The sequence below is a fragment of the Pseudomonas sp. GZD-209 genome, from assembly GCF_049310485.1.
In the GTDB taxonomy this organism is placed as follows: domain Bacteria; phylum Pseudomonadota; class Gammaproteobacteria; order Pseudomonadales; family Pseudomonadaceae; genus Aquipseudomonas; species Aquipseudomonas sichuanensis.
In genome coordinates this window covers 18,605-29,875 of the sequence record NZ_JBMOWQ010000251.1, presented here as the reverse complement: position 1 = coordinate 29,875, position 11,271 = coordinate 18,605, and the positions used below count along the sequence as shown (strand labels likewise).

The window sequence follows — 11,271 nt, the reverse complement described above, 5'->3', positions numbered from 1 at the left end:
AGGCGTCTGGAGGGCCCTGGTGCGCAGCACCCTTCGGCGCAGCCGAAGGCGCGAGATGTAGACTTGCGCAGCAAGTCGGAGGCCGCGCGGGCCCGGAGGACGCCGGAGCGAAGGGACCCCGAAGCGCAGCGTAGGGGCCGTATGATGGGAGCGAGCGGCTTTGCCTACTTTGGCCAAGACCAAAGTAGGCCGCCGTAAGGGCGGAAAGGTGACTAAGCGTCGACATCACAAATGAATGCACATATAAAACTCAAAACCAACAACCAATAATTAATGACCTTTAAGTGCACGGCCGAAGCTATAACTTGAAACTTGAAACTTGAAACTTGAAACTTGAAACTTGAAACTTGGAACTTGAAACCAACAATAAACCAGCTCAAACCTCCCGTAACCCCAACGCCCCCACCACCCCACAAGCAATCGCCATCCCCACCAACTCCGCCAAACTCCCCGCCTGCATCCGCTTCATCACCCGCCCCCGATAAAGGTCAATCGTCTTGACACTAACCCCCAACCGCTCGGCAATCTCCCGATTCCCCAACCCCTGCACCAACGGAACAAACACATCCCGCTCCCGCGGCGTCAGGCTGTCGATCCGCGCCTGCACCTCCTCCACCGCCCCATCCCCCCCCTGGGCACGCCCAAGCGCCGCCTGCACACTGTCCAGCAGCAACTGATCGTTATACGGCTTCTCGATGAAATCACAGGCCCCCGCCTTGAACGCCCGCACCACGATCGGCACATCGGCATGCCCGCTGACAAAGATCAACGGCATGTCCACCCCCCGCTGCTGCAACGCCTGCTGCACCGCCAGCCCGCCCATCCCCGGCATGCGCACATCCAGCAACACACAAGCCGGGCCACTACCGTCGCAGGCCTCCAGAAACGCCTGGCCACTGGTAAACGGCAAAGCCTGCAAGCCCACCGACTCGAGCAGCCACACCGTCGAATCGAGCATCCCCGGGTCGTCGTCCACCACATACACCTTCGCTTGCACCACCGCCCCCTCCTTCATGTCCGATTCACCGCCAGCCGGCAACACAACACCAAGCCGCCGCCCTCACCCAGCCGCGCCCACAGGCTGCCACCCAAGCCTTCGACAATGCTGCGGCTCATGCTCAACCCCAGGCCCAGACCATCGGCCTTGCTGGTAGTGAACGGCGTAAAGATCGCCTCCAACTGCTCAGGCGCCACGCCAGGCCCCTGGTCGGCCACCTCCACCAGCAGCCCGTCATCCTGGCGCCAGGCGCCCAGCAGAATACGCGACGGTTGGCCTGCGTGCTGCTCACGGTTGGCGTCGATGGCATTGCGCAGCAGGTTGAGCAGCACCTGCTCCAGCAACACCCGATCGGCGTACACCGTCGGCAGCTGCGGCCCCAGCCGCTGTTCGATGCGCACCTGCGCCGCACCCGCCTCCCAGGCGCACAGCCTGAGCGCTTCCCCGGCAACCTGGGCGATATCCAGCGCCTGCAGCTGGCGCGGGCCCTTGCGCAGGAAGGCGCGCAGGCGGCGGATCACCTCGGCGGCATGGGTGGCCTGTTGGCTGATGCGTTGCAGGCCCTGGGCAACCCGTTCACGGGCCTGGGGGTCGTGCTCCAGGTTGTTCAGGTAGCGCAGGCTGGCATTGCTGTAGTTGAGCACCGCGGCCAGCGGCTGGTTGATCTCGTGGGCGATGCCCGAAGCCAGCTCGCCCAGCGTTGCCACCCGGGCGCTGTGGGCCAGGTTTTCCTGGGCCTCGATGCGCAGGGTGATGTCGCGGGACACGGCGACGATCTCTACCACCGCACCGGTATAGGTTTCGCGGATCGCCCGGCAGGCGATCTCGAACCAACGGTAACGGCCATCGGCATGGCGCACGCGGCAGGTCATGGTGTGGTAACCGTCCGCCTCCAGCGCCGCACCGGCCTGCAACAGCGCCTGGCGGCGCTCGCGCGGGTGCAGCAGGCTGCGCGCCGGGCTGCCGCGCAGTTGCTCCGGCCATACCCCGAGCAAGCGGAAGGCCGCAGGCGTGGCATCAAGAAAGCGCCCGTCCGGGCTGTGCCGGGAAATCAGGTCGGTGGTGTTCTCGGTGATCAGCCGGTACAGCCGCCGGGCCCGGCTGGCCTCACGCTCACCCTGGCGCTCGCCGCTGGCATCGCGGCAGCGGGCCAGCACCTGTTGGCCGGCGTGATCGGGGATGAAGGTCCACAACAGGATGCGCTCGCCCACCTGAGCCTCGACCTCGCTTATTGCCCGCCCCTGGCGTAGGCAGGCGCGCACCAGCGCGGCATGGTTGCCCGGTAGCCAACTGGCCAGCGGCGGCCCTTCGGCAATCAGTGCCTGCAAGGCGGCGTTGAGCTGCAAGGGGCCGGCATCGGCTGCCAGCAAAAGGCTCGGTTGCGGATCCAGGGCGAGCAAGGGGGAGCAGTCAGGCTTCACGGGCAAAGGCTCTTGTTATAGTAGTTTTACTATATTGCTATAGTCGATCTTCCAGATACCATAGCGGCTCGCGTAAAAAGCGACAGGGAGGCACGCCCCTCCCACACCCTGAACAGAGCTAACAATCAGCCACCGGGGGTCTAGCGCACGGAGTGCGCCTGCCTCCCCTACAGGAACCGCGCATGTCGATCTTCTCCCAGGGCCTGATGCCCGCACCTGTCAACCACGTCGCCCTCACCCCGCTGAGCTTCATCGAACGCACCGCCGCGGTGTATGGCCAGTACCCGGCCGTGATCCATGGTGCCATCCGCCGTGACTGGCGCGAAACCTATGCCCGCTGCCGGCGCCTGGCCAGTGCCCTGCAGGGCCGTGGCGTCGGCCGTGGCGACACGGTGGCGGTGATGCTGCCGAACATCCCGGCCATGCTTGAAGCGCACTTCGGCGTACCGATGATCGGCGCTGTGCTCAACACCCTCAACGTGCGCCTGGACGCCGAGGCCATCGCCTTCATGCTGCGCCATGGCGAAGCCAAGGTACTGATCGGCGACCGCGAGCTCCACGGCGTGATCCGCGATGCCCTGGCCCTGCTCGAACACCCGCCGCTGGTGATCGACGTGGATGACCCGGAATACGGCGAGGGCCAGCCGGTCAGCGACCTGGACTACGAGGCCCTGCTCGCCGAGGGCGACCCGGACTTCGCCTGGGAGTGGCCGGAGGACGAATGGCAGGCGATCTCGCTCAACTACACCTCCGGCACCACCGGCAACCCCAAGGGCGTGGTCTATCACCACCGCGGCGCCTACCTCAACGCCCTGGGCAACCAGATGACCTGGGCCATGGGCCACCGCCCGGTGTACCTGTGGACCCTGCCGATGTTCCACTGCAACGGCTGGTGCTATCCCTGGACCGTCACCGCGCTGGCCGGCACCCACGTGTTCCTGCGCCGGGTCGACCCGCAGAAGATCCTCACGCTGATCCGCGAACATCGGGTCAGCCATCTGTGCGGCGCGCCGATCGTGCTCAACGCCCTGGTCAACATGCCCGACGCCGCCAAGGCCGCCATCGAACACCCGGTGCAGGCGATGGTCGCCGGCGCCGCGCCGCCGGCCAAGGTGATCGGTGCGGTGGAAGAAATGGGCATCCACATCACCCACACCTACGGCCTGACCGAGGTCTACGGCCCGGTGACCGTGTGTGCCTGGCATGAGGAGTGGGACGCACTGACCCTGGATGAACGGGCGCGGATCAAGTCGCGCCAGGGCGTGCGCTACCCGACCCTGGACGGCCTGATGGTCGCCGACCCGCAAACCCTCGAACCGGTACCGCGCGACGGCAATACCCTGGGTGAGATCTTCATGCGCGGCAACACCGTGATGAAGGGCTACCTGAAGAACCCCGAGGCCACCGCCGAGGCCTTCCGCGGCGGCTGGTTCCACACCGGCGACCTGGCGGTGTGGCATGCCGATGGCTACGTCGAGATCAAGGACCGGCTCAAGGACATCATCATTTCCGGCGGCGAGAACATCTCCACCATCGAGGTCGAGGACGCCCTGTACCGCCACCCGGCTGTGCTCGAAGCCGCCGTGGTGGCGCGCCCCGACGAAAAATGGGGTGAGACGCCCTGCGCCTTCGTCGCCCTCAAGACCGGCCACGGCGGCACCCGCGAAAACGAAATCGTCGCCTGGTGCCGCGAGCACCTGGCTGGGTTCAAGGTACCGAAGACCGTGGTGTTCGGCGAATTGCCCAAGACCAGCACCGGCAAGATCCAGAAATACGTACTGCGCGACCGCGCCCGGGCGCTCTGAAACCATCGCGGGGCAAGTCGCATCGGCGCACCGCCGCTCCCACGCCAGATCATTCGTGGGAGCGGGCTTGCCCCGCGATAACGCCCGCCCCGATTTCCTGCCAGTTCATGAGACTCAGATGACCGACTACACCGCCCCTCTGCGCGACATGCACTTCGTCCTCCACGAAGTGTTCCAAGGCCCTGCCCTGTGGGCGCGCCTTCCCGCCCTGGCCGAGCGGCTCGACGCCGACACCGCCGACGCCATCCTCGAAGAAGCCGCCCGCCTCACCGGCCAGTTGATCGCCCCGCTCAGCCGTAACGGCGACGAACAGGGCGTGCAGTTCGCCAACGGTGAAGTGCGCACCCCCGACGGTTTCCGGGAAGCCTGGCGCACCTACCGCGAGGGCGGCTGGGTTGGCCTGGGCGGCAACCCCGAGCACGGCGGCATGGGCATGCCGAAAATGCTCGGGGTGCTGTTCGAAGAGATGCTGTACGCCGCCGACAGCAGCTTCAGCCTGTATTCCGCGCTCACCGCCGGCAGTTGCCTGGCCATCGACGCCCACGCCAGCGAACAGCTCAAGGCCACTTACCTGCCAGCGCTGTACCAAGGCCGCTGGGCCGGCACCATGTGCCTGACCGAGCCCCACGCCGGCACCGACCTGGGGCTGATCCGCACCCGCGCCGAACCCCAGGCCGATGGCAGCTATCAGCTGAGCGGCAGCAAGATCTTCATCACCGGCGGCGAACAGGACCTCACCGAGAACATCGTCCACCTGGTGCTGGCGCGCCTGCCCGACGCACCGGCCGGCGCCAAGGGCATCTCGCTGTTCCTGGTGCCGAAATACCGGGTCGCCGCCGATGGCAGCCTGGGCGCGCGCAACGGCGCCCACTGCGGGTCGATCGAACACAAGATGGGCATCAAGGCCTCGGCCACCTGCGTAATGAACTTCGACCAGGCCGAGGGGTATCTGGTTGGCGAGGCGAACAAAGGCCTGGCGGCGATGTTCACCATGATGAACTACGAGCGGCTGTCCATCGGCCTGCAGGGCATCGGTTGCGCCGAAGCCTCGTACCAAGCCGCCGCACGCTACGCCAACGAGCGCCTGCAAAGCCGCGCAGCCAGCGGCAGCGCCCACCCCACGCGCAGCGCCGACCCGATCATCGTGCACGGCGATGTGCGGCGCATGCTGCTGACCATGCGCACCCTTACCGAGGGTGGCCGCGCCTTCGCCGTGTACGTCGGGCAACAGCTGGATATCGCCCGTTACGCCGAGGATGCCGGCGAGCGCGAGCGTGCCCAGCGCCAAGTGGCCTTGCTGACGCCAGTGGCCAAGGCATTCTTCACCGACAACGGCCTGGAAAGCTGTGTGCTGGGCCAGCAAGTGTTTGGCGGCCACGGTTACATCCGCGAATGGGGCCAGGAGCAGCGCGTGCGCGACGTGCGCATCGCACAAATCTACGAGGGCACCAACGGTATCCAGGCCCTCGACCTGCTCGGGCGCAAGGTACTGGGCGACGGTGGCCAGGCCCTGGCTGGCCTGGTGGCCGAGATCCGCGCCTTTTGCGTGGACGCCGCGCTGCATCGCGAGGCGCTGCTGGAGGCACTGGTGCGCCTGGAGCGCGTCAGCCAGTGGCTGCAGGCGCAGGCCCGCACGGACGCCAACCTGGTCAGCGCCTCGGCGGTGGAGTACCTGCACCTGTTCGGCCTGACCGCCTATGCCTACATGTGGGCGCGCATGGCCAACGTGGCGCAGGCCCGGCAGGCGCAGGACCCGGCCTTCCATGGCGCCAAACTCGACTGCGCGGCGTTCTACTTCCAGCGCGTGTTGCCACGTGGCCTGGCCCTGGAAGCCACCATTCGAGCCGGCAGCACCAGCCTGTATGGGATGGCGGCAGAGCAGTTCTGAAAGCTCGGCCCATCGCGGATCTGCCCCGCGATGGGCTGAAAGCAGATACGAGCCATGCGCAACTACTACGAAATTTCCTACAATTGATAGTCATTCGCCATTAACACGTTCTCGGAAGCCCTCTGCCAAGGGTAGAATGCCCGCAAAACCGGGAGCCGTAATGAACCAGGACCGCCTCACCCCCAGCGAAGACGATGCCATCACCGACGCCGCCGCGCATTGGTGCATGCGCCTGCACGCCGAAGACTGCACGGCGGCGGAACGGGCGGCGTTCAGCCAGTGGCTGGCGGCCGACCTGCGGCACGCGCAGGAGTACCAGGCGATGCTGGAGATCTGGCAGACCGCCGACCTGCTGCCGCGCAGCGCCCAGGTGGTGGAGCTCAAACCCCGGCAGGCCGCGGCCCGTAATTGGCGGCCATTGGCCTCGGCGGCGGCCATTGCCCTGCTCGCCCTGCCCCTGGCCGGCTGGGTGGGCTGGGAACAAGGCTGGCTGCCCAACGGCTACCAGCATGTCGAAACCACCGACCAGTTGCGCCAGGTGCGCCTGAGCGACGGCAGCAGCGTCGAACTCAACCTGCACAGCGAGCTGCGCTACCTGAACTACAAGGACGAACGCCGCGTTACCCTGATCAAGGGCGAGGCGTTCTTCAAGGTCGCGCACGACAGCAGCCACCCCTTCATCGTCCGTGCCGGCAACGGCCAGACCCGGGTCACCGGTACCCAGTTCAACGTGTGGAAGTATGAAGACCAGGTCAAGGTGACGCTGGTGGAAGGCTCGGTGCTGGTCAGCAACGATGGCAACGCCGGGGGCTACCGCCTCGGCCCGGGCATGCAGGCCAGCTACCACACCGGTGATTTCGAACCGCAGCTGAGCCAGAGCGACGACTCGGGCAACAGCCTGGCCTGGCGCAGTGGCAAGCTGGTGCTGGACAACCTGAGCCTGGCCCAGGCCCTGCCGGTGATCAACCGCTACCTCGACAAGCCATTGCGCCTGGCCGACGACAGCACCGCCAGGATCCGCATCAGCGGCGTCTACAACACCCGCGAAGTGGCACGCCTGGTCGACACCCTGCCCAAGGTACTGCCGGTGTACCTCACCCGCAGCAAGGACGGCAGCACCGTCCTCAACCGCATCACCCCGCCGCCAAGCCGCGGCTGAGGCAACCATCTAACCCAGCGCCTTGAACATCCGCGATTCCTGTGGGAGCCGGCTTGCCGGCGATGCAGGCACCGCGATACTGGCCACCGGCTACGCCGGTGATCGCCGGCAAGCCGGCTCCCACAGGTACAGCACACGGCTCAAGTTCGACGCGGTGGAAGTGAGAGCAGGCTACGCCGGCGAAAGGGCCGCAGAGGCGCCCCACCCCCAGATCAAACGCACGTCAAAGCGTCATCGCCGCCAACCAGCCAAACGCCAGCAACGGCAGGTTGTAATGGAGGAACGTCGGCACCACGGTGTCCCAGATATGGTGGTGCTGGCCATCCACGTTCAGCCCCGAGGTCGGCCCCAAGGTTGAGTCCGAGGCTGGCGAACCGGCATCGCCCAGGGCACCGGCGGTCCCGACAATGCACACCGTGGCCACCGGGTCGAAGCCCAGTTGCACGCACAGCGGCACGAAGATCGCTGCCAGGATCGGCACGGTGGAGAACGACGAGCCGATGCCCATGGTCACCAGCAACCCCACCAGCAGCATCAGCAACGCGCCGATACCCTTGCTGTGATCGATCCACTGCGCCGAGGTCTCGACCAGGGTCTTCACTTCACCGGTGGCCTTCATCACATCGGCAAAGCCCGAGGCGGCGATCATGATGAAGCCGATCATCGCCATCATCTTCATGCCCTCGGTGAACAGGTCGTCGGTGTCCTTCCAGCGCACGATGCCCGACAGCGAGAAGATCAAAAAACCCACCATCGCGCCGATGATCATCGAGTCCAGCCACAGCTGGATGATGAACGCCGCACCGATGGCCACACCGGCGACCACCAGGGTCAGCGGGTTGTATTGCACGCTGACCTGCTCGACCTCTTCGATGCGCGCCAGGTCGTAGTCGCGCTTCTTGCGATAGCTGACGAACACTGCCAGCAGCAGGCCAGCGAGCATGCCGGCCGCCGGGATGGCCATGGCGTGGGTCACATTGACCCCGCTCACGTCCACGCCCGCGCGGGCGACGTTGGCCAGCAGGATCTCGTTGAGGAAGATGTTGCCAAAGCCCACCGGCAGGAACATGTACGGGGTGATCAGGCCGAAGGTGATCACACAGGCGATCAGCCGGCGGTCGATGCGCAGGCGCGTCAGTACATATAAAAGCGGTGGCACCAGCAACGGAATGAAGGCGATGTGGATCGGCAGGATGTTCTGCGACGAAACCGCCACCACCAGCATCAGGCCGATCAGCAGCCATTTGACCTTGCCGCCATCGGCATGCCCCTGACGGTCGATCATCGCCAGGGCGCGATCGGCCAGGGCATGGGCCAGGCCCGACTTGGCGATGGCCACGGCGAAGGCGCCGAGCAGCGCATACGACAACGCCACCGTGGCACCGCCACCCAGGCCACCGTTGAAGGCCTTGAGCGTGCCCTCGATACCCAGGCCACCGACCAGGCCACCGGCCAGGGCGCCGATGATCAGCGCGATGACCACATGCACGCGGGACAGGCTCAGGATCAGCATGAGCCCGACCGCGGCAATCACTGCATTCATGGTGTGCAAACCTCTTTACGACAGACAAAAAGCGAGCGTTCCGGCGACAGCTGCGCGCAGGCAGTGGCCGGACCAGGGGATGTTGTTATGAAGGGCGCACACTCTGAAGCACAGGCCAGCAGAAGTCAAAAGCGTCTGCGCCGCGCATCCTTGTAGGACATAGACGAAAGTAGCGAGTTTAAATTGAACGTTTGAATAAAGAAAAATCCTGCAGCGCCGATACAGCATGCAGCATCAAACCTATTACAAGGGATTTGCCCCAATGCCTGCGCTGCGACAACTCTCCATCCAATGGAAGATCACCCTGCTGGCCGGCCTGTGCCTGGCCAGTATCGTCACCTTGCTGGTCGGCCTTTCGCTGTACCGCATGGACCACAGTTCCGACCTGGTCAAGGCCAGCAGCATGCACATGCTCAGCGAAGCGGCGCAGTCGCGCATCGAATCGCAAGGTGAAGTGCAGGCCCTGAACATCCGCCGCCAGTTCATGGACGCCTACCAGTACGGCGCTGGCTTTGCCCGCCAGGTGCTGTTCCTGCGCGAACAGGCGGAAAAACGTTTCCTCGACGCCTACGACCTGCGCCAGGACATGACCGCCCAGGTGCGTGCTGCGCTGCAGGCCAACCCTGACCTGCTCGGCCTGTCGCTGGTATTCGAGCCCGGCGCACTGGACGGCAAGGACAAGCTGTTCGCCGGCCAGACGGAACTGGGCAGCAACGAGACCGGCCGCTTCGCCCTGTACTGGTCGCAACCGCGCGCCGGCCAGCTGACCTCGATGGCACTGCCCGAGCACGACATGGCCAACACCGAAGTCGGCCCCAGCGGCCAGCCCGCCAACACCTGGTGGGTGTGCCCACGCAGCACCGGCACGGTGTGCGTGGTCGAGCCGTACTTCTACGACATCGACGGCCAGCGCGTGCTGATGACCAGCATCGTGTTCCCGCTCAAGAGCAACGGCAAGGTGATCGCCACCCTGTCCATCGACATCAACCTCAACAGCCTGCAGGCCCTGAGCGAGTCGGCCAGCCGTGGCCTGTACGAAGGCCGCACCACGGTCGGCATCCTCAGCCCGGTCGGCTTGCTGGCCGGCTATAGCGCCGATGCCGGCAAGCTGGCTCAGCGCCTGGACCAGGTCGACAGCGCGCAAGGCGCGGAGCTGGTGCGCAAGCTGGCCGAAGGCAAGTTGCAGATCCTGCATGGTGCGCAGCGCCTGAAAGTGCTGGCCGCCTTCGAGCCGATCCCCGGCGGCAAGCCGTGGGGCGTGCTGCTGGACGTACCGGAAAGCGCCCTGACCGGCCCGGCCGAAACGCTCAAGCAGGAGCTCGACGCCCTCAATACCAGCGGCACCCTGCTGGAGCTGGGCCTGGGCCTGGCCGCCGCCATCGCCGGCCTGCTGCTGGTGTGGCTGATGGCCCGCACCGTGACCAAGCCGATCCTCGGCGTGGCCGCCATGCTCAAGGACATCGCCAGCGGCGAAGGCGACCTGACCCGCCGCCTGCAATACGACAAGCGCGACGAGCTGGGCGAGCTGGCCGGCTGGTTCAACCGCTTCCTCGACAAGCTGCAGCCGACCATCGCCGAAGTGAAGCGCTCGGTGCAGGCCGCCCGTGGCACCGCCGACCAGTCCTCGGCCATCGCCACCCAGACCAGCGCCGGCATGGAGCAGCAGTACCGCCAGGTGGACCAGGTGGCCACCGCCTCCCACGAAATGAGCGCCACCGCCCAGGACGTCGCCCGCAGCGCGGCCCAGGCCGCACAGGCCGCCCGCGACGCCGATCAGGCCACCCGCGAAGGCCTGGCGGTGATCGACCGCACCACCACCAGCATCGACACCCTGGCCGCCGACATGAGCAGCGCCATGGCCGAGGTCGAAGGCCTGGCGCAGAACAGCGAGAAGATCGGCTCGGTACTGGAAGTGATCCGTTCGATCGCCGAGCAGACCAACCTGCTGGCGCTCAACGCTGCCATCGAAGCGGCCCGTGCCGGTGAAGCCGGGCGTGGTTTTGCGGTGGTCGCCGATGAAGTGCGCAACCTCGCCCGCCGTACCCAGGAGTCGGTGGAAGAGACCCGCCAGGTGATCGAGGCGCTACAGGCCGGCACCCGCGATGTAGTCGGCGCCATGAACAGCAGCCACCGCCAGGCTCAGGGCGGTGTCGAGCAGGTCAGCCAGGCGGCCACCGCGTTGCAGCGCATCGGCCAGGCGGTGACGGTGATCACCGACATGAACCTGCAAATCGCCAGCGCTGCCGAAGAGCAGAGCGCGGTGGCCGAAGAGATCAACAGCAACGTCGCCACCATCCGCGACGTCACCGAGTCGCTGTCGGGCCAGGCCAACGAATCGGCGCGGGTCAGCCAGTCGCTGAACAGCCTGGCCAACCAGCAGCAGGGGTTGATGGATCAATTCCGGGTGTAAGCCCAAGGTTTGCGGGCGCACCCTGGTGCGCCCGCAGGCCGGTCCCAC

Annotated in this window: 7 protein-coding genes and 1 pseudogene; 5 read left to right on the top strand and 3 right to left on the bottom strand. The window is 66.1% G+C overall.

The window, feature by feature from the left end; all coding sequences use genetic code 11:
- Positions 1-376 precede the first annotated feature (376 nt).
- Positions 377-1,000 carry a response regulator transcription factor gene (locus ACO6VM_RS24925; RefSeq protein WP_401060804.1) on the bottom strand — a complete coding sequence of 208 codons (624 nt, stop codon included), beginning with the start codon at positions 998-1,000 and terminating at the stop codon, positions 377-379.
- A gap of 11 nt (positions 1,001-1,011) precedes the next feature.
- On the bottom strand, positions 1,012-2,418 hold the full coding sequence (locus ACO6VM_RS24920; protein ID WP_422403947.1) for a sensor histidine kinase: 1,407 nt from the start codon (positions 2,416-2,418) through the stop codon (positions 1,012-1,014).
- A gap of 182 nt (positions 2,419-2,600) precedes the next feature.
- On the opposite strand from ACO6VM_RS24920, the gene ACO6VM_RS24915 reads away from it, so the two are divergent.
- From ACO6VM_RS24915 to ACO6VM_RS24905, 3 genes are all read left to right on the top strand, one after another.
- Positions 2,601-4,223 carry an acyl-CoA synthetase gene (locus ACO6VM_RS24915; RefSeq protein WP_422403946.1) on the top strand — a complete coding sequence of 541 codons (1,623 nt, stop codon included), beginning with the start codon at positions 2,601-2,603 and terminating at the stop codon, positions 4,221-4,223.
- A gap of 118 nt (positions 4,224-4,341) precedes the next feature.
- Positions 4,342-6,111, top strand: coding sequence for an acyl-CoA dehydrogenase C-terminal domain-containing protein (locus ACO6VM_RS24910; RefSeq protein WP_422403945.1), 1,770 nt, complete (start codon positions 4,342-4,344; stop codon positions 6,109-6,111).
- A gap of 160 nt (positions 6,112-6,271) precedes the next feature.
- The gene (locus ACO6VM_RS24905) at positions 6,272-7,270 is read left to right on the top strand and encodes a FecR family protein (RefSeq protein ID WP_422403944.1); all 999 of its coding nucleotides are present in this window, start codon (positions 6,272-6,274) and stop codon (positions 7,268-7,270) included.
- 223 nt (positions 7,271-7,493) lie between these two features.
- Here ACO6VM_RS24905 and ACO6VM_RS24900 read toward each other — a convergent pair whose 3' ends face one another.
- Positions 7,494-8,813: a Na+/H+ antiporter family protein gene (locus ACO6VM_RS24900; RefSeq protein ID WP_422403943.1), complete on the bottom strand. Its 1,320-nt coding sequence runs from the start codon at positions 8,811-8,813 to the stop codon at positions 7,494-7,496.
- A 226-nt stretch (positions 8,814-9,039) separates the two neighbouring features.
- Between ACO6VM_RS24900 and ACO6VM_RS24895 the strand changes: the two are divergent.
- Together ACO6VM_RS24895 and ACO6VM_RS24890 are read left to right on the top strand one after the other, a co-directional pair.
- Positions 9,040-10,365, top strand: a pseudogene (locus ACO6VM_RS24895) (HAMP domain-containing protein); the annotation flags it as partial.
- A gap of 102 nt (positions 10,366-10,467) precedes the next feature.
- Entirely contained in the window at positions 10,468-11,223 is a 756-nt protein-coding gene (locus ACO6VM_RS24890; RefSeq protein ID WP_401060806.1) for a methyl-accepting chemotaxis protein, read from the top strand.
- Positions 11,224-11,271: the final 48 nt, after the last annotated feature.

Bases quoted from the DNA above. Each gene is read 5' to 3' on its own strand.
- ACO6VM_RS24915 (WP_422403946.1), top strand. From the start codon at position 2,601: ATGTCGATCTTCTCCCAGGGCCTGATGCCCGCACCTGTCAACCACGTC.
- ACO6VM_RS24910 (WP_422403945.1), top strand. From the start codon at position 4,342: ATGACCGACTACACCGCCCCTCTGCGCGACATGCACTTCGTCCTCCAC.
- ACO6VM_RS24905 (WP_422403944.1), top strand. From the start codon at position 6,272: ATGAACCAGGACCGCCTCACCCCCAGCGAAGACGATGCCATCACCGAC.
- ACO6VM_RS24900 (WP_422403943.1), bottom strand. From the start codon at position 8,813: ATGAATGCAGTGATTGCCGCGGTCGGGCTCATGCTGATCCTGAGCCTG.
- ACO6VM_RS24890 (WP_401060806.1), top strand. From the start codon at position 10,468: ATGGAGCAGCAGTACCGCCAGGTGGACCAGGTGGCCACCGCCTCCCAC.